General features: G+C 65.3%; 21 protein-coding genes. 16 read left to right on the top strand and 5 right to left on the bottom strand.

The genetic code is table 11. The annotated features are described in order from the left end of the window. The first annotated feature begins 45 nt into the window (after nucleotides 1-45). Genes C1A30_RS02290 through C1A30_RS02275 form a run of 4 tightly spaced genes read left to right on the top strand, consistent with a single transcriptional unit; the run spans nucleotide 46 to nucleotide 4,384 of the window. Entirely contained in the window at nucleotides 46-2,952 is a 2,907-nt protein-coding gene (locus C1A30_RS02290; RefSeq protein WP_101946677.1) for an RND family transporter, read from the top strand. A 16-nt stretch (nucleotides 2,953-2,968) separates the two neighbouring features. After that, nucleotides 2,969-3,298: a DUF732 domain-containing protein gene (locus C1A30_RS02285; RefSeq protein ID WP_101947575.1), complete on the top strand. Its 330-nt coding sequence runs from the start codon at nucleotides 2,969-2,971 to the stop codon at nucleotides 3,296-3,298. A gap of 10 nt (nucleotides 3,299-3,308) precedes the next feature. After that, on the top strand, nucleotides 3,309-3,749 hold the full coding sequence (locus tag C1A30_RS02280) for a DUF5078 domain-containing protein (RefSeq protein ID WP_101946676.1): 441 nt from the start codon (nucleotides 3,309-3,311) through the stop codon (nucleotides 3,747-3,749). After that, nucleotides 3,746-4,384, top strand: coding sequence for a class I SAM-dependent methyltransferase (locus tag C1A30_RS02275; RefSeq protein WP_101946675.1), 639 nt, complete (start codon nucleotides 3,746-3,748; stop codon nucleotides 4,382-4,384). The genes C1A30_RS02280 and C1A30_RS02275 overlap by 4 nt, the downstream gene beginning before the upstream one ends. Here C1A30_RS02275 and C1A30_RS02270 read toward each other — a convergent pair. After that, complete coding sequence (locus tag C1A30_RS02270; RefSeq protein WP_101946674.1) at nucleotides 4,381-5,850, bottom strand: hypothetical protein; 1,470 nt, start codon at nucleotides 5,848-5,850, stop codon at nucleotides 4,381-4,383. The genes C1A30_RS02275 and C1A30_RS02270 overlap by 4 nt on opposite strands. A 280-nt stretch (nucleotides 5,851-6,130) precedes the next feature. Then, on the bottom strand, nucleotides 6,131-7,408 hold the full coding sequence (locus C1A30_RS02265) for an aryl-sulfate sulfotransferase (protein ID WP_101946673.1): 1,278 nt from the start codon (nucleotides 7,406-7,408) through the stop codon (nucleotides 6,131-6,133). Nucleotides 7,409-8,225: 817 nt separating this feature from the next. On the opposite strand from C1A30_RS02265, the gene C1A30_RS02260 reads away from it, so the two are divergent. Beyond that, nucleotides 8,226-9,257, top strand: a complete 1,032-nt coding sequence (locus C1A30_RS02260; RefSeq protein ID WP_142392534.1) for a hypothetical protein — start codon at nucleotides 8,226-8,228, stop codon at nucleotides 9,255-9,257. 38 nt (nucleotides 9,258-9,295) lie between these two features. Here C1A30_RS02260 and C1A30_RS35950 read toward each other — a convergent pair whose 3' ends face one another. After that, nucleotides 9,296-9,616, bottom strand: coding sequence for a hypothetical protein (locus C1A30_RS35950; protein WP_235009623.1), 321 nt, complete (start codon nucleotides 9,614-9,616; stop codon nucleotides 9,296-9,298). Here C1A30_RS35950 and C1A30_RS02255 point away from each other — a divergent pair. The 3 genes from C1A30_RS02255 (at nucleotide 9,587) to C1A30_RS02245 (ending at nucleotide 12,615) form a co-directional block, all read left to right on the top strand. Further along, a complete protein-coding gene (locus C1A30_RS02255; protein ID WP_235009622.1) occupies nucleotides 9,587-10,723 on the top strand; it encodes an FAD-binding oxidoreductase in 1,137 nt (378 codons plus the stop codon). The two genes, C1A30_RS35950 and C1A30_RS02255, sit on opposite strands and share 30 nt — an antisense overlap. A 30-nt stretch (nucleotides 10,724-10,753) precedes the next feature. Then, nucleotides 10,754-11,386 carry a cutinase family protein gene (locus C1A30_RS02250; RefSeq protein ID WP_101946671.1) on the top strand — a complete coding sequence of 211 codons (633 nt, stop codon included), beginning with the start codon at nucleotides 10,754-10,756 and terminating at the stop codon, nucleotides 11,384-11,386. A gap of 338 nt (nucleotides 11,387-11,724) precedes the next feature. Then, nucleotides 11,725-12,615 (top strand): cutinase family protein, encoded by an 891-nt coding sequence (locus C1A30_RS02245; RefSeq protein WP_235009621.1) that lies wholly within the window; start codon nucleotides 11,725-11,727, stop codon nucleotides 12,613-12,615. A 35-nt stretch (nucleotides 12,616-12,650) separates the two neighbouring features. Here C1A30_RS02245 and C1A30_RS02240 read toward each other — a convergent pair whose 3' ends face one another. Next, nucleotides 12,651-13,955 carry an acyltransferase gene (locus tag C1A30_RS02240; RefSeq protein ID WP_101946669.1) on the bottom strand — a complete coding sequence of 435 codons (1,305 nt, stop codon included), beginning with the start codon at nucleotides 13,953-13,955 and terminating at the stop codon, nucleotides 12,651-12,653. A gap of 102 nt (nucleotides 13,956-14,057) precedes the next feature. Between C1A30_RS02240 and C1A30_RS02235 the strand changes: the two genes are divergently transcribed. Genes C1A30_RS02235 through C1A30_RS02225 form a run of 3 tightly spaced genes read left to right on the top strand, consistent with a single transcriptional unit; the run spans nucleotide 14,058 to nucleotide 16,509 of the window. After that, on the top strand, nucleotides 14,058-14,858 hold the full coding sequence (locus tag C1A30_RS02235) for an RsiV family protein (RefSeq protein ID WP_101946668.1): 801 nt from the start codon (nucleotides 14,058-14,060) through the stop codon (nucleotides 14,856-14,858). Nucleotides 14,859-14,908: 50 nt separating this feature from the next. Continuing rightward, nucleotides 14,909-15,568, top strand: coding sequence for a glycoside hydrolase (locus tag C1A30_RS02230; RefSeq protein WP_101946667.1), 660 nt, complete (start codon nucleotides 14,909-14,911; stop codon nucleotides 15,566-15,568). Continuing rightward, nucleotides 15,565-16,509, top strand: coding sequence for a lytic transglycosylase domain-containing protein (locus C1A30_RS02225; RefSeq protein ID WP_101946666.1), 945 nt, complete (start codon nucleotides 15,565-15,567; stop codon nucleotides 16,507-16,509). Before C1A30_RS02230 ends, C1A30_RS02225 begins: the two co-directional genes overlap by 4 nt. A 28-nt stretch (nucleotides 16,510-16,537) precedes the next feature. On the opposite strand, the gene C1A30_RS02220 is transcribed toward C1A30_RS02225, so the two are convergent. Beyond that, the gene (locus C1A30_RS02220) at nucleotides 16,538-16,996 is read right to left on the bottom strand and encodes a hypothetical protein (protein ID WP_101946665.1); all 459 of its coding nucleotides are present in this window, start codon (nucleotides 16,994-16,996) and stop codon (nucleotides 16,538-16,540) included. A gap of 150 nt (nucleotides 16,997-17,146) precedes the next feature. Between C1A30_RS02220 and C1A30_RS36410 the strand changes: the two genes are divergently transcribed. From C1A30_RS36410 to C1A30_RS02195, 5 genes are all read left to right on the top strand, one after another. Further along, entirely contained in the window at nucleotides 17,147-18,043 is an 897-nt protein-coding gene (locus C1A30_RS36410; RefSeq protein ID WP_101946664.1) for a peroxiredoxin, read from the top strand. A gap of 144 nt (nucleotides 18,044-18,187) precedes the next feature. Continuing rightward, nucleotides 18,188-18,436 carry a hypothetical protein gene (locus tag C1A30_RS02210; RefSeq protein ID WP_101946663.1) on the top strand — a complete coding sequence of 83 codons (249 nt, stop codon included), beginning with the start codon at nucleotides 18,188-18,190 and terminating at the stop codon, nucleotides 18,434-18,436. A gap of 765 nt (nucleotides 18,437-19,201) precedes the next feature. Beyond that, nucleotides 19,202-19,621, top strand: coding sequence for a helix-turn-helix domain-containing protein (locus tag C1A30_RS02205; protein ID WP_235009619.1), 420 nt, complete (start codon nucleotides 19,202-19,204; stop codon nucleotides 19,619-19,621). A gap of 65 nt (nucleotides 19,622-19,686) precedes the next feature. Continuing rightward, complete coding sequence (locus tag C1A30_RS02200; protein ID WP_142392533.1) at nucleotides 19,687-20,109, top strand: hypothetical protein; 423 nt, start codon at nucleotides 19,687-19,689, stop codon at nucleotides 20,107-20,109. 1,134 nt (nucleotides 20,110-21,243) lie between these two features. Beyond that, complete coding sequence (locus tag C1A30_RS02195; RefSeq protein WP_101946661.1) at nucleotides 21,244-21,513, top strand: DUF1778 domain-containing protein; 270 nt, start codon at nucleotides 21,244-21,246, stop codon at nucleotides 21,511-21,513. The last annotated feature ends 2 nt before the right edge of the window (nucleotides 21,514-21,515 follow it).

The following is a 21,515-nucleotide window of genomic DNA, read 5'->3' as shown; positions in this document are numbered from 1 at the left end:
AATCATCGGCACAGAATTCGGTGACCGAGCCTGCGAGGTCGCCGAATGAGTAACACGCATATCGGCGCGCCTCCGATCATCCCGCGCTTCATCCGGCTGTTCGCCGTGCCGGTCCTCCTGGGCTGGATCGCACTGACGGTCATCGTCAACGTCGTAGCCCCGCAATTGGAGAAGGTCGGCGAGGCACACGCGGTGTCGTTGGCGCCCAACGACGCACCCTCATTGGAGGCGATGCAGCGGGTCGGCAAGACCTTCCAGGAATTCGACTCCAACAGCTCGGCGATGATCGTGCTGGAGGGCGACCAGCCGCTCGGCGATGCGGCCCACAAGTATTACGACACCCTGATCGACAAGCTCGAGACCGACAAAACCCATGTCGAACACATTCAGGATTTCTGGGGCGATCCGCTGACCGCCTCCGGCGCACAGAGCGCCGACGGTAAGGCCGCCTACGTCCAGGTCTACCTGGCAGGCAACCAGGGCGAGAGCCTGTCGAACGAATCCGTCGAATCCGTTCGCAAGATCGTGGCAGACACTCCGCCGCCGCCGGGGATCAAGGCCTATGTCACCGGGCCCGGACCCCTGATGACCGATCAGCAGCACGCCGGCGACAAGAGCATCCAGCTGATCACCATGATCACGATCGCCGTGATCTTCGTGATGCTGTTGTTCGTCTACCGGTCCATCGTCACCGTCCTGCTGGTCCTGGTGATGATGTTCATCGAGTTGGCGGCGGCCAGGGGAATCGTTGCCACCCTTGGCTACTACGAACTGATCGGCTTGTCGACGTTCGCGGTCAACCTGCTCACCACGCTGGCCATCGCCGCGGGCACCGACTACGCGATCTTCCTCGTCGGCCGATATCACGAAGCGCGGGAGAACGGCGAGGACCGCGAAACCGCGTTCTACACGATGTATCACGGCACCGCGCACGTGATCCTGGGCTCGGGCCTGACCATCGCAGGCGCGACGTTCTGCCTGACTTTCACGCGACTCCCGTATTTCCAGACGCTGGGCATCCCGTTGGCCATCGGCATGCTCGTCGCGGTGGCGGCCGCGTTGACCATGGCGCCCGCCCTGCTCACGGTGTGCAGCCGGTTCGGTTTGTTCGACCCGAAGCGCGCGATGAAGACCCGCGGCTGGCGACGCGTTGGCACCGCGGTGGTGCGTTGGCCGGGACCGATTCTCGCCGCGTCGGTGGCGCTGGCGCTGATCGGGTTGCTGGCCCTGCCGTCGTACAAGCCGAGCTACAACGACCGCAACTATCTGCCCAAGGACATTCCGGCGAACCTCGGCTACGCGGCCGCGGACCGGCATTTCCCGCAGGCCCGGATGAATCCGGAGATGCTGCTGGTTGAAACCGACCATGACGTGCGCAACTCGGCGGACATGTTGGTGATCGACCGAATCGCCAAGAGCATCTTCCACGTCCCCGGCGTCGGACGGGTGCAGTCCATCACCCGTCCGGAAGGCACCCCGATCGAGCACACCTCGATCCCGTTCCTGATCAGCATGCAGGGCACCAGCCAGCAGATGAATCAGGACTACATGCAAAAAGTCATGGACAACATGCTGAAGCAGGCCAACGACATGCAGACGTCCATCGACACGATGGAACGGATGCAGAACATCACTGTGCAGATGGCGGCCACCACGCACAGCATGGTCACCAAGATGAAGGGCATGACGGTCGACATCGAGGAATTGCGCGACCACATCGCCGATTTCGACGATTTCTTCCGGCCGCTGCGCAACTACTTCTACTGGGAACCGCACTGCTACGACATCCCGGTCTGCTGGTCGATCAGATCGATCTTCGACACCCTCGACGGCATCGACACGATGACCGACGACATCAAGAACCTGCTTCCCGACATGGAGAAGCTGGACACGTTGATGCCCCAGATGGTGGCTCTGATGCCGTCGATGATCGAGACGATGAAGAGCATGCAGCACATCACGCTGACCATGTATCAGAGTCAGAAGAGCCAGCAGGACCAGATGAAGGCGATGCAGGAGAACCAGGGCGCGATGGGCCAGGCGTTCGATGCATCCAAGAACGACGACTCGTTCTATCTGCCGCCGGAAGTCTTCGACAACCCCGATTTCAAACGGGGCATGAAGATGTTCGTCTCCCCCGACGGAAAGGCCGTGCGGTTCATCATCTCTCACGAGAGTGACCCCGCGACTCCAGAGGGCATCGCGCTGATCCCGCAGATCAAGAACGCGGCATTCGAGGCGATCAAGGGCACGCCAATGGAGGGCTCGAAGATCTACCTGGCGGGAACGGCGTCCACTTACAAGGACATGCAGGAGGGTTCGAACTGGGACCTGCTGATCGCCGGGATTTCGTCGCTCTGCCTGATTTTCATCATCATGCTGTTGCTGACCAGGGCGGTGATCGCCTCGGCGGTCATCGTCGGCACGGTGCTGTTGTCTTTGGGTACGTCCTTCGGATTGTCCGTGCTGATCTGGGAACACATCCTGGGCATACCGCTGCACTGGATGATCCTGGCGATGTCGGTGATCATCCTGCTGGCGGTGGGCTCCGACTACAACCTGTTGCTGGTGTCCCGATTCAAGGAAGAGATACCCGCGGGCATCAAGACGGGCATCATCAGGTCGATGGCGGGCACCGGCGCGGTGGTCACCTCGGCGGGCCTGGTGTTCGCGTTCACCATGATGTCGATGGTGGTCAGCGACCTGATAGTGGTGGGTCAGGTGGGTACGACGATCGGACTGGGCCTGCTGTTCGACACCCTGGTGATCCGGTCGTTCATGACGCCGTCGATCGCGGCCCTGATGGGCCGCTGGTTCTGGTGGCCGCAGAATGTCCGGACGCGGCCCGTACCATCACCATGGCCGAAGCCGGCGCGGCATTCGGCTGAATCCCCGGTCCGCGTCGGCGCCAGCGGTGCCGACGACGAAAACCCAACGGGTCCAATTAGATAGGTGTGTAATGAAGGGAATGAGACTCGCTACGCTGGCCGCCGCGGCGGTGGCGCCCGCCCTGGTGTTCGCTGCTCCGGCCCACGCCGACCCCGACACGGACTTCGCGAACGAACTCCACACATACGGCATCTACGGCCAGAAGGATTACAACGCGTGGATCGGCAAGATCACGTGTAAGCGGCTGAACAACGGGCAGGATGCGGACGCCGACAAGTCGGCGAAGTTCGTCTTCCTGCAACTACCCAAGGGCAGCACCACCGAACAGGCATGGCAGTTCCTCGGCGCGTCGCTTCGCACCTACTGCCCAGATAAGCTGCCGGTGCTCGACGCCGCCGCCCACCAGTAAGGAGTCAGACATGTTCAGCAAAGCGAGTGTCGCGGCGGTTGCGGTCAGCGTGGCGGCGGTGGCCCTGCCAGCGGTGGCCTCGGCCGATGCCAGCGACGACTACCCGATTCCCAACCGCATCCTGAAGACCACGTGCACCGTCGACCAGTACATGGCGGCCGTGCGGGACGTCGAACCGGTCTACTACGAGCGGTACATGACCGACTACAAGAACCGGCCCGCCGACGTTCAGGACGCCGCGCGTGACCGCATCTACTGGTTCTTCTCGTTGGATTACGCTGGCCGGCGGCAGTATTCGGAGAACACCGCGACCAACGTGTACTACGAGCAGGTGGCGACGCGTTGGGGCAACTGGGCCAAGCTGTTCTTCAACAACAAGGGTGTCGCCGCGCACGGCACCGACATCTGCATGAACTACCCGCCGACCGACCCCACGGTCTGGACTTGGTGACGTCGGCGCCCCGACGAACGCTCAACGACGCGGTCACGCGGTTCTGGAGTCTCGCGGCGCCGCTGTACGACTCGCCTGCCTTGCAGCAGTGGGTATACCGCCCGGCGCAGGACGAGGTGATCGCGGTGCTCGGCAGCCGCGGCGCCCGTCGGATCGCCGACGTTGCGTGCGGCACAGGCATTCTCGCCGCCCGGATCGCGGACGAGTTGGATCCTGACGAGGTCTACGGCATCGACATGTCCGATGGCATGCTCGCCCAGGCACGAGCACGCACGTCGAAGGTGCTGTGGCGCAAGGGGCCTGCGGAGCATTTGCCGTTCGAGGACGGCACGCTGGACGCGGTCGTCACGACTTCGGCGTTTCACTTCTTCGATCAGCCGGCCGCGTTGCGTGAATTCCATCGCGTCCTTGCCCCAGGCGGCCTGACGGCGGTGGCGACATTGAGTCCGCGCCAGCGGCTGCCGCTGCACCGGCTATCCGCGAATCGACTGAACCCGGCCCACAATCCGACGCCGGCCGAGATGCGAAAGTTGTTCGCAGACGCGGGCTTCCGCGTCGAAGATCAGCACCGCGTGCACCGTCCGGTGTGGACTCAGCTGCTGTCGGACCTGATCACCATCGGCGTCAAGCCCTAGGGCAGCCCGCTGAACAGCGGGCTCAGGGCCTGCTGGATGGGATCCGGTGGGGGCGGTTGCGGTGCTCCGGCGTCTGCAGGAGCAGCAGGGACGACGGGACCAGGAGCAGCAGGCCCGACGGGACCCGGAGGCGGCCCGAAGGCCGGCGGAATCACCTCAGGTGCTCCAGCGACGAGAGGCCCAGGGGCAGCCACCGGCGGATTCGGGACGGGCGCAGCGGGTGGCGGCGCAACCGGTGCCGCGAGGGGTGCCGCCTCAGGTGACGTCGAAACCGGCGCGGTGACCGGAACCGGGGTGCTCGGCGATGCGGACGGGGTCGGATGCACAATCGGTTCCGGTGTCGGGTGCGGAACCGGAACGGCGGTCGATTCCGGTGTGCTGATCGCAGCCTGCGCGGCAGGAACCGGCACGGTTTCCGGTGCGGGCGGCGGCGCGGGTGGCGGAACGGCGGCCAGCGGTTGAAGCGCCGGAACGGGCAACGTCGTCGCCTGCGCGGGCACGGGGTGGGCACTCGAGGTGTCCGCAGCCTGTGCGGTGTCGGTTTCGACGTTCAGCGCCGAACCCGCGGCAAGCGAGAGTGCCGCGCCGAAAACCGCCACGGCAGCGGCCCCGATGGTCAGCTTCTTGGCGTGTGCGCGCGTCCACGGCCGGTCGTGCTTCGCGGACTTGACGCGTGGTGTCGCGATGACCATGGTCGCCTCGGTGTCGACGACGGGCTCCGCCGCCGGTGCGACGTGCTTCTTCGGACGCGTTATCCGCCAAGGCTTTTCGGGCGGCGCCTCGGTGGCCTGTACCGAACCGCTGACGGTCGGCTCCACCGTGGCCAGTGCTGCCCCACGCGCGAGCGCCAGCTGGGTGTCAACCGAATCAGACACGGGGATGGGCAACGCGTCAGCAACGGCCTGCGTGAGCTCATCCAAATCGGTATGCGCCCCAACGAGGTACAGACTTTCAGGCAGCCAGCCATCCTTACGGAACACCGTCCGTAGCCACTCGACGACATCCTCGGCGGACTCGAGGTGGTCCGTGACAGCGGTACGCACGGTGCCCGCACCAGTGGCGATGACCATCATCGTCGCCGCATTGGGTTCGAGAATGCACAGCCCGGACTTGGCGTGCTCGCTTTGCTGTCCCGTTTCGATACCCCAGAATTGCACGGCCCGGCTGATGGGAACCGCGTGCACGTTGTCGAAGCCCAAGTCCGCCAACGAGTTCAGCAGAGCAGCGGAGCCCGCCTCGACCTCCTGTGTCCAGGTCACATGAACGGAGCCCACCTTGTGCCCGCTGGCCGCCGCGATGGCTTGCGCGCCGCGCGCCGCCGCCGTGTGCGGTGCCGTGGCGGCGTCGGCGCCGTTCACGGAGGACTGCACATCGAACACGTCATGGTCGAGAACTGCGGGATCGGAGCCTTGTCCGTCGAGCAGCACCCAGCCGACGCTGGTGGACGTCACGGACAGTCCCAGCACTGATTGCACTTTGGCTCCACTCTCGTCGCGAAACCCATTCGCCGTCGCGGGTCAAGCGCTCACCCGAAGCGAGCATAGTTTGCTCACTCTCACCCGTCATCTCGTCGTCTCCAGACGGCGGGCGCAACGACTTGCAGCGTTTATCGAGTTGCAGCCAGATGGCGTTACCCGATCGCCCCGCTGGTGAATATTGACGTTCCATATGGAAACTCGCCTGCCGCTGCTTCGCCGGCCGCGTGGAGCGAGTTCACCCCCCGTACGCTCTGCGTCCGACGTCCGTTCATGATTTGCTGGGCACCCACTCGAACGGCACGGCCTGCGCGCGGTAGATCATCCGGGTGAGCGTGGGACGGTCGACACCGTCGACCGTCGACACTTTGACCTCAGGCTCCCCCGCGACGGCGTAATCCTCATACGGAGTCAGGTACTCCCACACCACCTGACCGTCCTGCGTCACCTGAAAGATCCGGCCGTGCATGCCCTCGGTGATCAACGTGTTTCCGTTCGGCAGGCGCTGCGCGTTGCTGACGAATGAGCTGAAGAACGTCCACGGTGGGCGCCCGGAATCCTCAGCGGTGTACTGCCACACGATGTTTCTGGTCATCGGGTCGATCTCCAGGACTCGCGACCCCGCGTAAATCCCAAGCGGCGCAGGCGGATACCCCGCCCCACCCTGGTTGTCGAACACGAGCAGGTTCCGGGCGCCGGGTAACCCCTCGCCGATGAGATGCGGGTTGTGCTGACCCGAGAGTTGGTCGAGAGGTCGAGGCAGAGCATGCCTGTTGATCCGCTGATGCTCGGCGCCGGGTTCGGCCTCGAAGTACGGCCCCAGACGCCACACGATCCGACCTGTGGACCGGTCGATCAGCGCGACTGTATTGGCTTTCCGCGAACTGATCAGAATGTTGTCGGGGGCAAACACCGTGTCGGGGTCATCGCGGTGCCAACGGTTCGGCCCCAACGTCTTGGCACTGTTGATCTCGAGGTATCCCCAGACATCACCAGGGTGGCGCGCGACGGTTTTGCGCAGATACTCGAATCCTTCGGGCGTGAAACCGAATTCGTCGAGGTGGTCACCCGCTCGCCATTGCCAGACGATGCGCCCGCCGGGAGCCACCTCGTAGATTCCCTGATCACCCACGACGTGCGGGCCGAGAGCGGGTACTTCGCGCGGGATCGCCACCAGGATGAGCCGATTGCCGTTCTCCAGCAGTTCCCAGTCGTGATTCTGTCGGGCCGCGCCGCCAGGGGCTTCGACGCCCCACTCCCAGACCTTCTCGCCGGTCCACGTCAGCTGGCCGACGGTGCGGTTGCCGTAGATGCCGCCCGGCGAATCCGCCAACTGCGTCAGTTGCAGACCGATGTCGCCGACCCGTCCGCCGTTGAGCGCAGGATCGATGATGCGGGCAGGCACGCCGGGATGCGGCCACTCGTTGTGCACGACGCCGTTCAGGTCGATCAGCCGGGTGACACCGTCAGCGCCGCTGTAGAGGACATAGCAGCCGAACGCGAGGCTGGGGTCGTGATACGTCACGCCACTGAACTGAACGAAAGCCATGGCGGGTAGTCCTATCAGTGTTCACCGGCGCCTCCGAGGGTTGAACTCGCAATGATCGCCAAGAATCGCTTGCGGACGGCCGCATGCCCGCGACGCGGGAGCTGGCAAACTTGCTCGTAGATAGGCCGCCAGTCGCATTGATCTTGAGGGCGGTTTGCAGGGTTACCGTCGCGCATATGCGAACAGAGCCGAAACGAATTTCCGATTTCCCTGCGGAATGCCGTGACGCTGCTGTGATTCAAACGTATTTATTTACGCTCGCGAAGAAACTGGCTCGTCAGTGCCGTTCGCCCGGCTACTCCGAGCAGGCCGACCGACCGCTGCCACCCCAGCGCCGACGAAGATAGCTGCCGGACGTGCCGTCGGCAGCAAACCCATTTCGTGCGCTGTGCGGGGAGCCCGACAAAGCTCATTTTCGGACCCGCCATAAAAATTGTTTGCTACCTATTCTCATCTGGGCCGATTGCCTGCACAATCGTGTGAATTGGGGAGGAAAACTGTGCGAGAATGTCGCACGTTACCTACCGACGAGATCGCTTGCTGGTGGGAGGAGATCAAGATTTCGACGCAATTGCGCCGCGCAGCGGGTGTCTGCGTGCTCACGACCGGTCTCCTCGTCGGAAGCGCCGGCGGTGCGATCGCCTCGGCTGACGAATCCGCAGGCACCGCCACTCAGAGTCAGGGCGTGGAGACGGCAAGTCCCAGCCTCGCGCCCGTCAGCACCTCCACTACCACAGCCGCCACCGCCGCCACGTCCTCGACTCCGAAGTCGCCGATCAGTCGCGCCATCCAGGACGTGCTGAAGAAACTTCACGCGATGAGCAAGCCAGTTCAGAGGCCGGTCATCGTGAAGGCGACGCCGACCACCGTCGCCGCGGAGCCCGTCGCTGCGACGTCGGAGTCCGAAGAGGTGGCCCCAGCCACCGCCGAGGCCACCGCACCTGAGGCGAAGGTGTTCGCCGCCGCGGAGTCCACTCCGGCCCCGTCGGTGACCCACACCGCGCCGCCGAGTACAGCGTCCGCCAATCACCCCACCGATCTGATCGGACCGACGCTGAAGGCCTTGCAGCCCGTGCCCACCGCGATGGCCAAAGTCGCCGGTGTCGCGATGACGGTACCTGGCGTACTCGCGGCGTTGCCCACGTCCGAAACCCCGGTCACCGACGTGATCACGTCGATGCAGAACATGCTGATTTCCGTCAACGACGCGGTCGCTCCGCTCGCGCAGGTCCCCGGTGACCTCTACTCGATGCTCGTGTTCCCGGGAATCAACGCGCCGATCGTGCAGCCGGTGAACGTCGGCTCCGGGTTGGGCTTGACCACCGTGACCGGGACGAGCCCGGCGGGCCCGCCGGCACCGACGCCGCCTGATGCGTCGCCGATCCTGCCGGTTTCACCACTTGATGTGCTGCCGTTGAGCGGTGACGTCATCGCGCCCGCAGCGCTTGGCGGAATTGCCACGGCAGGGCTGGACGCCGACTTGGCGCTCGCCGGCACCGCGCCGATGGCCACCGAGGTCACCGCTCCCGCGGGCGCGCTGTCCTTCCTCGAGCACACCGTCAGGGCGGTCTTGGCGCCGGCATCGCTGACGGCGCTCGCGGCGTTCGCGCTTCCCGGTATCGGAGGACTGCTGATCATCTGCGCGGCGGGCATCCGGGTCGGCTACCGGCAGGCGAAGGCCGCACTCACGGTGCGCAGCACCGCGATCGCCCGGTTCGCCCGCCAAGGCCCGTTGGGCGTGGTGCGTTCGGGCTCGCTGGTGTCGCTGCACACGCGGCGGTCGCGCCGACCGCGGACGAGCAATTCCGAGGTGGCGCGCGCGGTGCCGTTGTTCGAACGGGCCGCCTGACCTCAACCGTCGTCGGCCATGGCGCGGGATATCTCACGTCAGGCATTCCTGCGCGGCACGCTCGGCACCATCGCCTCCGGCGCGCTTGTCAGCGGCTGTAACACCCCCTCGTCGAGCGCACCGACCCCGCAGTCGACCGGACCGCGCGACTGGGATGCTCTCGGCAAGTCCATCGACGGCCGCGTAACGCTCCCGTCCAGCCCGGAATACGGCACGGCGAAGGGGCTTTTCAACACCAGGTTCGCCGACTCGGCGCCGGTCGCCGTTGTGACGGTGAAGTCCCCACCGACGACGTCTCGCAGACAGTGCGATTCGCGGAGGCCAAGGGCTTGCGGGTCGCGGTCCGCAGCGGCGGGCACTCCTACACCGGCGCGTCGGCCGCCGACAACGCCGTGATCGTCGATCTGCGCGAGATGCCCGGCGACATCACGTTCGACCAGGACCGGGTGACGATTCCCGGTGCGGCACACCTGGATTCGATACAGGAGGTCCTGGCTGCGCGTGGACGATCGGTTCCGGGCGGCAGCTGCCCCACCGTCGGAATCGCCGGCCTGACGTTGGGCGGCGGGCTCGGATCCGATTCTCGGCGTTGCGGATTGACGTGTGACGCGTTGGCATCGGCCACGGTCGTGCTGCCCAGCGGCGAGACGGTCACCGCATCGGCGCGCGACCACACCGACCTGTTCTGGGCATTGCGAGGCGGCGGTGCGAACCTCGGCGTGGTCACCGCGATGACGTTCCGCACGTTTCCGACCGCCGACCGGGACGTGGTCACCATGGTCGTTCCCGACGGCACCGCCGCGCAGGCGATCGCCGGGTGGCGGCAGTGGATGCGCGGCGCCGACCGCGCGGTATGGGGCATGGTCAACCTCACCGCAGGGGCGGGATCCCAACGCTGCACCGTCGTGTTGGCGACGCCGGCCGGCGAGGGCCGCGGCACCGCCGGTGACTTGGTCACGGCCATCGGTGTCCAGCCCGCCAGCATCACCGTGCACACGCTCGGCCATTTGGAGTTCGTCCGCTACTTCGAAGGCGGCAGCCAGGCTTCCCAGCCGCGTTCGTTTCTCGCCGGTTCCGACATCATCGGCGACACGACGACGTCGGCCGCGGACGCCATCGTCGCCGCGATGTCGTCGTGGCCCGACGACGTCGGATCGGCGACCGCGGTGATGGAGTCCCTTTCGGGCGCGGTGGCCGACGTTTCAGCCGCGGACACCGCGTTTCCGTGGCGCGGGGAGTTCGCGTGCGTGCAGTGGTACACCGAGCCGTCAGCGGAGACGGTGTCGACGGCGACGAGGTGGTTGGGCGAGGCGCATGCCGCAGTGCGGGCACACTCGGTCGGCGGCTACGTGAACTACGCAGAAGCCGATATGCCCGTGTCGCGTTACTTCGGCGGAAACTTCGAGCGGCTCGTCGCTGTCCGCCGAAGATACGACCCCGCGGGATTGATGTACGCGGGCCTGTGACATTTGCGGCCCGTTGCGCGACATATCAGCATGGACATCTCGAGTTCTCGCCCCGGCATCTGCCTTCTCGGCGTTCTGGCCGCCACCGCGATCGCGCTGCCCGTTTCCGCCTCGAATGCGGCGCCGTGCCCTGACGTCGAGATCGTGTTCGCCCGCGGCACGACGGAGCCAGCGGGCCCCGGCGGCATCGGCGGCGCATTCATCGACTCGCTTCGTACGCAATTGACCGGCCGATCGGTCGGGGTGTACGCGGTCGACTACCCCGCCAGCCGTGACTTCGACACGAGTACGCCCGCAGGCGCCCGCGATGCGAGCGCTCACATCCAGTCGATGGCTGCGGCCTGTCCGTCCACCCGGTTGGTGCTCGGGGGCTATTCCCAGGGTGCGGGCGTGATCGACCTGGCGACCGGCGCGCTGCCGCCGCAGGTCGCCGATCACGTCGCGGCAGCAGCGCTTTTCGGGGCTCCACGAAGTGCGTTCGCCGACCAGTTGTCGCCGGGTCCGCTACCGGGAATCGGCCCCCTGTTCGCCGAGAAGACCATCGACTTGTGCGTGGCCAACGACCCGATCTGTTCCGACGGCTGGGACTGGGGTGCGCACAGCGCCTACATCCAGACCGGAATGGTCAACCAGGCCGCTACTTTCGCTGCCAATCGCATCTAGCTAGGCGAAACTCCCACGCGCCCAGCCCATCTGTAGCAGCTTCGCTAGCTGTGAATGAGCAAGTCTTAAGGAAGGTTCTTACGACCTAGGTTTCGCGGCGGTGCGGATCGTACAATCACCTGCAATCCACTTCGGCCAGGCTGGCAGTTACTGGGTTGGCGTAATACCCGGCGACTGTGTGACGACATAGATGACATCGTTGAGTCGGGAGGTCAGCCATGGCGAAGCCACGGTTAGTCGCTGCCGTTGCTGCACTGCAGGAACGCGGCAAATTCGGCGGGGCCGCACGGCCGTTCGTCCGACGCGCATCAGGCGGTGAGGTGTGTCAGCATAGGGCGGTGAAGTCACGCCTTCTCGCCGTGTCGATCGGCGTTGCGGCGGCGGCGACGTCGGCCATTCAGGTCGCACACGCACCGTCCGCGGAGGCGATACCGTGCCCGGACGCCGAAGTCGTCTTCGCCCGCGGCACCACCGAGGCCCCGGGAGTAGGGCCGACCGGTGAGGCCTTCGTCGACGCACTTCGCGCCCGAACCGTCGGAAAATCGCTCGGGGTCTACGCCGTCGACTACCCCGCGACCATCGACTTCCCCACCGCCGTCGACGGAATCAACGACGCACGCGCGCACATCCTCGCCACCGCCGCGAACTGCCCGAAGACCAAGATGGTGCTCGGTGGCTTCTCGCAGGGCGCCGCTGTCATGGGCTTCGTCACCGCCAACGTTGTGCCCGACGGGGTTTCACCCGCAGATGTGCCGGCACCGATGCCGCCCGAGGTGGCCAACCACGTCGCTGCGGTCGTCCTGTTCGGCAAGCCGTCGACCCGTTTCATGCGTGCGATCAACGACCCGGCGGTGACCATCGGACCGCAGTATGTCGGCAAGACCGTCGACCTGTGCGTCGACAACGACCTGGTCTGCGACAGCAGTGGCAGGAGTTTCTCGGCGCACAACACCTACGTCGACGGCGGAATGGCCGACCAGGGCGCGACATTCGCCGCGAATCAGCTACAGGCGAGTTGGGCCGCGGATGCTATCGCGCAGCCGCCTGTCACCGGCCCCGCTCCGGGACCGCAGGTAGCGCCGCCGCCCTCACCCCTGACGGCGGCCTCGGCACCAATCACACCGCCGGCGCCCGCTGCCGAAAACACCGGCGCCACACCGCATCTGCCTACCGGTCCGGTGCCGCCGGGCCCTGCCGCCCCGCCTGCTCCGGTCGAACCCGTCATCTGACAACCGGATTGCCTTGCAGGAGTCCTGGAACACCACTATCGGGCCGGCGCTTGGAGCGTAGCGGTTAGTCGCGCGGCCGCCGCGGCGATGACGAAGCCCCCCAGCTCTGTCCACCCCGTGGCGTCGCCGAGACCGTCCTTCGCCAGCAGCAGAAGCGCAACGCCCGCAACGCAAATCAACACACCTGCGGTGGTCGAGCGAGCGCCAGTCGCGGAGGCTTGGGCATCCCACCACGGCAGTTGACGATGCTCGAGCGGTACCAGCAGTTTGAATGCCACGGCCATGATGCCTGCGAAAACCACCGCGCGCAGCGCGAGGCGGGCCCAAAACCACGGCGCATCAACGTCATACGCGTCCAGACCGACGGCGTTCAGCGTGAAGGCCGCCACCGCGATCGCGGGGATGTGCCAGAGGTACAGCGTCATCGCTCCGCCGTTGCCCACGACTACGAGGCGCCAGAAGCGAGGCCGGGCAGCCAGTCGTCGGATGGCATCGGCAGAGGCGACGAATGCGAAGGACATCCAGGTGCAGTGCAACGCGAGCAGCAGGGTCGGCGGTGACACGTTCGACATCTGTTCGGTGCCGGTGACGACAAGGGAGGTGTCGTAGGGGCCGACGAGGGCGAGCAGGATCTGTGCGCCCAGTGCGCATGCGGCGACGACCAGTGCGGCCCTGACCGGGATCAGTCGACGCGCATAGCCCACGCCGATCGCCACAGGAATCAGCCAGACGATGAGGAAGTTCACAGAGCCCGCGGCGGCGGTGCCTGCCGCGACCCGGATCGCGTCGACCGCCCCGGCGGCCGCCAATAGCGACCCGACCACCATCGCGACGCCGCGGGCTGTCTGCAACCGAGTGAAGGCCGGAACAAATCCGAGCACCACGAGATACACACCGAGGAACCACAGCAGCGCAACGGATTCCCGACCGAGTCCCGCTGCGGATTCCGCCCCGAGGAGCATTCGCGCCGCGATGAGCCCGGCCGACCACGCCGCGAGATACCAGAAAACCGGGCGGCACAACCGTTGCGCCCTGGTGAAAAGCCATGCGCCCCAAGGCGTACCGGCTCGCCAGCCATACGCGCCCGCGGCACCGCCGGCGAGGAAGAACAGCGGCATCACCTGGACGACCCACGTGACCGGGGCAAGCGCAGGAATCGCGCCGAGGAGATTGCCGATGCGCAGCCCGTCGGTGTCGATGGTCGCCAGTAGCAGCGCGCAGTGGCCGAACATGACGACGACGAGCGCGGCCAGCCTGGCCACATCGACGGCGCGATCACGGGTGGCCGGTGTGTTGTCGGCGACCGTGCGCGCGCCGGAGGTCGGCTTGGTGAGCGTCATGCTCCCAGCATGCCCCTGCCAGGGCACTTAGCGGATGAGTAGTAATACGCGCTAATGTCTCGTGCGCGGCGCGGTGCCGCTGTTTGCTCGGAGGGATTCGACATGCGCATGCTCATCGTGGCCGCCCTCATTGCGGCTGTCGCCGTTTTCGGCTCGCCCGGTGTGGCCACGGCCGCGCCGAAGGACTACTGCGCCGAACTCAAAGGTGGCAACACGGGCAGGACGTGCGAGATCCAGCTCAACGACCCCGCCTACACCGTCAATATCAGCATTCCGCTGGATTATCCCGACCAGAAGTCGATCGCCGACTACATCGCGCAGACCCGCGACGGATTCCTCAACGTCGCGAAGTCCGGCGCGCCCCGCGACACGCCGTACGAGCTGAACATCACCCCGACCGAGTACAACTCGGCGATACCCCCGCGCGGCACCCAGGCGGTGGTGTTCAAGGTCTATCAGAATGTCGGCGGCGGACATCCGCAGACCATGTACAAGGCCTTCAACTGGGATCAGAGCTACCGCAAGGCGATCGTCTGGACGGCCGCACCGGACGACAAGAACAACACCCCGCTGTGGCGCGTCGATGATCCGCTGACGACAGTCGCGCCGATCGTTCGAACCGAACTGGAGAAACAACTGGCGCCTCCGCCACCCGCCGCGCCGCCCACGACGCCGGGGCAGACCCCGACGACCACACCCACCACGACGACGACCACGCCGCCACCCCCGCCGCCGTTGCCGATCGCACCGGCCGCGCTCTACAACCCGAACAACTACCAGAATTTCGCGGTGATCAACGACGGGATCATCTTCTTCTTCGACCAGGGCGTGCTGCTGCCGGACTCGGCAGGTGCGCTGGCGGTTCTGGTGCCGCGGGCACAGATCGATCCGATGATCGCGTAACTCTCAACCTTCGACAAAGGTAGCCACTTCTCGCCGGTTGCGGCAGTAAGGTGCTGGCCGTGAGCGTAAATCTGTTAGCCAACGGCCGCGGCCGCTGGCTGGCGCTCTGCGCGTCGGTCGTGCTGGCCGGCGGCATGTTCTACGCCCAGAGCGGCGAACCCCGGCCCCAGAGGGCGGCAACACCGCCGACGGTGCAGGAAAGCGCGCCACCGAGCCCTCCGAAAGTGGCGGCGCCGACGGAGGCGGAGTTGTTGGCGGCGAGCGCGCCTGTCGCCGGGCAAGGATTCCAGTTCGCATTGCCCGCCGGAATCACGCCGGAGAGCGGCTTGCAGATCCACACCATCTGGGTGGCGCGCGCGATCGCCGTGATGTTCCCCGAGATCAAGACCATCGGCGGGTTTCGGCAGGACCCGCTGAAGTGGCATCCCAACGGTCTGGCGATCGACGTGATGATCCCCAACTACCACTCCGACGAGGGCATCGCGTTGGGTAACCAGGTCGCCGGGTTTGCGCTGGCGATGGCGAAGAAATGGGGCGTCCTGCATGTGATTTGGCGGCAGGGCTTCTACCCGGCTCAAGCCGCGCCGAGTTGGACCGCGGACTATGGCAACGAAACGGCCAACCATTTCGACCACGTGCACATCGCCACCGACGGCGGGGGCTATCCGACGGGTAAGGAAACGTACTACCTCGATTCGATGCGCTCGTGACCGGCAGACGCGGCGTTGCACTGGCCGTCGCGGCGATATCGGCGGTGGCCGTTGGTTGTTCGCCTGCTCCCCCGCCAAGCGCGTCAAGACCGACGACAGCTCCCGCGGCGCCTACCCGCGCGACCATGCTCGACGAGACGACGGCCGCCGCGGCAGCGGCGCCTCAGGGCGCGCAACCGAGGCTGGCCGCGGACCCGGCGCAGATCGCCGACGACCTGGTCGCCGACGAGCAGACATTGCATGACGCGGCGGCATCGGAGGCTGCGCTGACGGCTGCCGCGCGCCGCCAGCAGGCCGCGTACCGCGCGATTGGACACCACCCGGATTGGGATGCGGTTGCGCGGCCGCGAATCCCCGCGGCGATGCTCGAGGTCTATGACCGCAACGTGAACGCGCGACGGCAGCTGGGCGCGCTGTCACACGCCACCGACACCCTGCCGGCCTGGCACATCGAAGCTCCTGCACCTGCCGAGGAACTGCTGGCCTACTATCGCGAGGCGGAGTCGGCGTCGGGCGTGGGGTGGACGCATCTGGCCGCGATCAACTTGATCGAGACGCGCTTCGGCCGCATCAACGGCGTCAGCACGGCGGGCGCGCAGGGGCCCATGCAGTTCATGCCTTCGACGTTCGCCGCCTACGGCGCAGGCGGCGACATCAACTCAGCGCACGACAGCATCATGGCGGCGGGTCGGATGTTGGCCGCCAACGGATTTGCCAACGACCGCGACCACGCCATCTACCGATACAACAATTCCGACGCGTATGTGCAGGCCGTCAACGACTATGCGGCGGTGCTGGCGATCGATCCGGCCGCGTTCACCGGTTACTACCGGTGGGAGGTCTATTACCCGACGACCGCAGGTGACGTGTTGCTGCCGATCGGTTACGCAGCGACGGAACCGATACCTGCCGTCGATTATCTGGCGACCCATCCGCAGTGACTGATCAGCTGTTGCGCGGCAACGGCTTTCACGGTTGAGGTTCGAACTCCATGTCGATGCGGACCGCCTGCTGAATACCGGGCTGATCGGTTACGGGCTCCGACGCCACCGGGCCGAACGCCGGACTCAGTTCGCCTCCCGGGCCGACGAATTGGAGGTTGAACGTCGGCAGCGTCGGCGCGCTCGTGATGTAGAGCGCCTCGCACATGCCGTCCTTCAGGCGGGAGCGAAAGAACTGACCGATCGCGACTTTGGGGGTGTCGCTCGCGGCGGAGCCTTCGGAGAGAAGGACGGATGATCCACGGCGAATGGTTGCGACGGTAGATGCCCCGACGCACTGGTCGGGATCGTCGACTTGTTGGAAGGACTGGTGGATCACCACGTGAACGGCGGTGCCGACGTTGCCCGCACCGGGCCGTTCTGCGGTTGCCTGTTGTGCCGGCACGAGGACCAGAAACCCCATGAACACGGCACCGCCGACGACCATGCGTCGATTCCGTCGTTCGCCCACCCTGTTTCCTCTATATCCATTACATACGGCGCGCTGACGCTACCCAGCAGCCGTCGAGGCCGTGCGCGAAATCCAGAAATCGCCGACAGGATTTCGCCACTAGCCTCCCCGCGCTAGTCTTTGCCGATGATTGCGGGCGAGAAGGCGCCTGATTTCACGTTGTACGACCACACCGGTCGGGCACGGACTCTGTCCGCACTGCTATCCGACGGGCCGGTCGTGCTGTTCTTCTTCCCGCTGGCGTCCTCGCCGATCTGCACCGCGCAGGCGTGCCATTTTCGCGACTTGGGCAGCGAGTTCGCCGCAGTCGGCGCTCATCGGGTCGGCATCAGTACGGACACCGTCGACAGGCAGGCGCACTTCGCCCAACAACGGTCCTTCGACTATCCGCTGCTCTCGGACGAAGACGGCGTGGTGTCTGAGCTTTTCGGTGTGCGCCGGGGCCGGTTCGCCAAGCTGCGGAAGTCAGTGTTGGCGCGTGAGGCGGCCCGACACAGCCGCCACACCCGGCGCCGTGGCCTGCTAGCCCGAATGCTGCCTGTCCGACGGACCACGTTCGTCATCGACACCGACCGCACCGTGCTGAAGGTCGTGTCGAACGAGGTGCGCGCGTCCGTGCACGCCGATCAGACGTTGTGGTTCCTGCGCAATTACCAGCCACGCATTGCCACGCCCGCCACGGAGCAGGACTGGTTCGAAGAGCCAGTCGCCACGGGCCGAATCGACTCAGGCGTCGAACTGCCGCTGGAGGCGCCGATCGAGGCGCTCGACCCGGCTCCGCATCCTCCGCGGTGGCCGAGACATGATGTGCGCGGCCAGATTTTGACGTGGAGTGCGCACAGCACCACAGTCGCGGAGATCGCCGCCCGGCTGTCGCTGCCACTCGGAGCGACGCGATTCTTGGTCGACGAGCTGGTGTCGGAGGGTTATCTGCGGGTGCGTGGTCCCGTCGGCGGCGCCATGACAATCGACGAACGACGCGAACTCATCAGTAGGACCCTGGCCGGCCTACGAGCTCTCTGACGTCGGCGCCCCGTCGATTCCCCACCGCGTCAGATTCGTAGCGGATTCCCAGAACGTATCCAGCGCCGGTCCAGTTCCACGAGGGATTTTCAGGTCATCCGTACGTACTACGGAGGCGCATCACAGAAACCAGGAGGGACAGCCATGCAGCAGTCGATCAAGATGCGAACAACCCTGGTAGCCGGAGCAGCCTTGATAGCCGCCGGTGCCTTCACGATGGCGATGGGCGAGGAGAAGGCAGCCGGGCCAACCACCGTGCCGATCGTGTCCAGCGGTGAGATGACCCTCGGTGACACTGCGACAACGACCACTCCTCCCACAGTGGCCCCCGTCGCGATCGCGACTCCCGCCGAGAAGGCGACCGTGCCCTGCGGCTTCACCAAGGGCTGCTGATCGCTACCGCGACTGTGCAGCGCCCCGAGATCGAGCGAGCCAGGGCCGTCGAGGCGGGGCCGCCGAAACCATAACGGGCTGAACAAGACCGCGGGAACAGCGGCGTCCCGTGGCAACCGAGGAGGCCGCCCATCGGGTCGGACACCGTTGATCTGCTTGAACCGCTGCAACATTGGCCCGCTGCGCCGTCAAAAGCGGTGCATGCCTTGCGCTTTGGCCAGTGCGCGTTGCCCGACCCGCAAGCTTGCTGACATTCACTCGGTCGGCCAACGACGTTGCCGCCCTAGAGGCTCGGTGTTGACGCGGGTTGCCGGACCAGGCGCTGCGCCGAACAACTCATCCGAGCGTGCGGCCGGCGAACGTAGGGTGGTCGACCGGTCGGCCACCGAGGGGCGCTCACCACTTTGCCGACCATGAGGACCACTTGACTCTGTGTTGGTCAAAATAGACGCCCGTCGAAATTGGCGTCTACCGGGGTCTTTACCGGCCAAGGGTGGTCAGACCCGCCAGATTGAACGGATGTTCGGGGATTCCACAGCCCAGAAAACGCTCTGACCTGTGGTGGTAATAGTCGGGCTGACAGGAACCGCCGGCGCGACCGCCTCGTACCTCGGCGGGCGCTTCGGCTCCCAGCATCATGGCCCCCGACAAAAGAAGCCCGCTCGGCGGGCTTCCATTTGTCGGGCTGACAGTGTCTGGTTTCACGACATAGTTGGCAGCTGTCTCGAGACATAGTTGGCACCTCAGCTGTCGTGGGAGGCGCCCATGTCGAAGGCACAACTCGTGATCACCGCCGTGGTGTTAGAAGGACGCAGCAAAAGCGAAGTCGCCCGCGACTACAGCGTCTCCCGCACCTGGGTCCAGCAACTATGTAAGCGCTACTGCGCCGAAGGGCAAGCGGCGTTCGAACCGCGCTCGCGCCGCCCGCACCACAACCCGCACGCGGTCAGCGCCGACCTTGAGAAGCGCATCGTACGGTTGCGCAAGTCGTTGGACAAAGCCGACTACGACGCCAGCGCGGCCACCATCGCCGAACACCTCGCCCGCGACCACACCATCACCAACGTCCCTGCGGTATCCACGATCTGGCGGATCCTGTCTCGTCGCGGCTTCGTGATCCCCCGGCCCCGGTTGCTTACCTGGCGGATAGCTAAACCTTCCTTGCCGGAAGACGAATCTGGCTGAGCAGCGATTACAGACACACCCTCGGGCACGGGAGTATTTCTCACAGAGGCTGAGAGGAATCCACGATGACCAAATCGACCCGCCCCAAACCGAGCCGCTTCAAGTACGCAGCGGTGCTACTTGGCGCACTAGCCGTTGGTGCGAGCCCGCTGGCTTATCCTGCCGTAGCAACCGCCGAAAAAGTTTGGGACATCGAGTTGTACGACAGCTGCATGGAGGGGACTTCTGGTAACCAAATGGATTACAGCATCAACCAACAAAAGGAGGGCAATAGGGTCTGCTGTGAAGGCTCCGGCGGGATTTTCATAGACGACGGCTATCTCGGAAAGTGTGTTGCCCCGCCCGCTGAACCCGCTAAGGGCTCACGGCAGCTTCCGGGTAACGTCCACATCCCAACCGATATCGCCACCGCACCCACAGAGACCAAGGACGCGCCCCGACCGGTTCGGGTGCCCTCCGACGCCGCCACCGTTTCGACGGTGAACTAAGGCATGGTGTGCCCAACTGTTTGACGCCCCGACCGGCATCTGCTGCTGTGCCGGGTGCTGGGCTTCGACCTGCCCGCCGGATGCCTGGAATAAGCAGCTTGGAAAATCAGCGTGGCGAATGCGTAACGCCTACGCCTTCAGCGGATGTCGATGAACTGGTGTCCCCAAACTCAACCTTGCCACGGATAGCCACTGATGCCTTCGTCGTTCATGCATTTATCGCCTTCTTCCCGGGTTGAGAGCGGGCGAGGTAGCTGCATTGCCAGCACTCAAAGGAGTCGGCACCCCTGGGAATGTTTTGAACTGTGTTGCGTCGAGGACAGCAGGCGGCTTCCATCCCCGGCGGCACAGAGCTTGCAGGTTGCATACACGCGACCACGATTAGCCCGATAACCTCAGGAGGCCTCCGCAGGCGATGCCGACGCCCCACCCGCGATTCTTTGAATTGCTGACAGCCCCCTGCGACCGCGCAAACCACCCCACACCAAAATCAGGGATTCCATTCCCCCACATTCCATTCCTCACGGCTGGCCCGCGCCAGCCACTACCTCCTGATGGCCGCGTCGCTCCCATGGCTTTTGTGGCAGGCGGTCGCCTTGTGCAGGTTAGGCCGTCGCCGACCCACCCGACAGTCCTCCAGCAAACGGATCATCGACCTCGGCAAAATCTCATTGGGGTCAAACGTGAAACATGACGCCTGTCAAGCATCAAAACGTCCTCTGACTTTGCGTCGGGCTGACAGGAACCGCCGGCGCGACCGCCTCGTCCCTCGGCGGGCGCTTCGGCTTCCAGCATCATGTCCGCCCTCCGCAACGCAAATGGCCAGGCCGGCTGAAGCCGGTCCTGGCCTTTGCTTTTGCGTCGGGCTGACAGGATTTGAACCTGCGACCACTTGACCCCCAGGAAGTAGCGGTAGAACGTCTCCCCAGGTCGTCGGTGATTTTCGTAGTCTTTGTGCGATGCGCGACGTTTAGGGACGCGCAGGTCGTGCAGCAGCGTGCATGACGTGTGGTCCCAGACTGGTCCTCCGTTGTCGACCGAAATCCCCCTAAGACTGTACGTACATTCACCGTACACTGGAGTTCGACAAAGGCTGACAGAGATGCACGGAAGAACTAATAAGGAGGTGTCGCTATGGCAGCCAAGACGAAGCGCATCGAGCTTCGCGCGGAGCAAGCGACCTTAGACCGCATTCAGCACGCCGCCAACCTCGTCCACGAGCAAACATCGGAGTTCGTGCGAAAAGCTGCTATGCAACGGGCCGAAGACGTCCTGCGCCAGGAACTGGTAACGGCAATGGAACCCGAACAATTCGACAAACTGATGTCCTCGCTCGATGCTGCCGACGACGCGCCGCGGCTGGCAGCAGCCGCACGCAAACCAGCGGCTTTTACACGGCGGTGATC

The sequence above is a fragment of the Mycobacterium sp. 3519A genome (assembly GCF_900240945.1).
Lineage (GTDB): Bacteria > Actinomycetota > Actinomycetes > Mycobacteriales > Mycobacteriaceae > Mycobacterium.
The sequence above is the reverse complement of the archived record's forward strand: the minus strand, read 5'-3'. Positions and strand labels throughout refer to the sequence as shown.

Bases quoted from the DNA above. Each gene is read 5' to 3' on its own strand.
- C1A30_RS02200 (WP_142392533.1), top strand. From the start codon at position 19,687: ATGACCAAATCGACCCGCCCCAAACCGAGCCGCTTCAAGTACGCAGCG.
- C1A30_RS02265 (WP_101946673.1), bottom strand. From the start codon at position 7,408: ATGGCTTTCGTTCAGTTCAGTGGCGTGACGTATCACGACCCCAGCCTC.
- C1A30_RS02250 (WP_101946671.1), top strand. From the start codon at position 10,754: ATGGACATCTCGAGTTCTCGCCCCGGCATCTGCCTTCTCGGCGTTCTG.
- C1A30_RS02285 (WP_101947575.1), top strand. From the start codon at position 2,969: ATGAGACTCGCTACGCTGGCCGCCGCGGCGGTGGCGCCCGCCCTGGTG.
- C1A30_RS02220 (WP_101946665.1), bottom strand. From the start codon at position 16,996: ATGGTCGTCGGCGGTGCCGTGTTCATGGGGTTTCTGGTCCTCGTGCCG.
- C1A30_RS02210 (WP_101946663.1), top strand. From the start codon at position 18,188: ATGCAGCAGTCGATCAAGATGCGAACAACCCTGGTAGCCGGAGCAGCC.
- C1A30_RS02240 (WP_101946669.1), bottom strand. From the start codon at position 13,955: ATGACGCTCACCAAGCCGACCTCCGGCGCGCGCACGGTCGCCGACAAC.
- C1A30_RS02260 (WP_142392534.1), top strand. From the start codon at position 8,226: ATGAGCAAGCCAGTTCAGAGGCCGGTCATCGTGAAGGCGACGCCGACC.
- C1A30_RS02195 (WP_101946661.1), top strand. From the start codon at position 21,244: ATGGCAGCCAAGACGAAGCGCATCGAGCTTCGCGCGGAGCAAGCGACC.
- C1A30_RS02235 (WP_101946668.1), top strand. From the start codon at position 14,058: ATGCGCATGCTCATCGTGGCCGCCCTCATTGCGGCTGTCGCCGTTTTC.
- C1A30_RS02290 (WP_101946677.1), top strand. From the start codon at position 46: ATGAGTAACACGCATATCGGCGCGCCTCCGATCATCCCGCGCTTCATC.
- C1A30_RS02280 (WP_101946676.1), top strand. From the start codon at position 3,309: ATGTTCAGCAAAGCGAGTGTCGCGGCGGTTGCGGTCAGCGTGGCGGCG.
- C1A30_RS36410 (WP_101946664.1), top strand. From the start codon at position 17,147: ATGATTGCGGGCGAGAAGGCGCCTGATTTCACGTTGTACGACCACACC.
- C1A30_RS02205 (WP_235009619.1), top strand. From the start codon at position 19,202: ATGTCGAAGGCACAACTCGTGATCACCGCCGTGGTGTTAGAAGGACGC.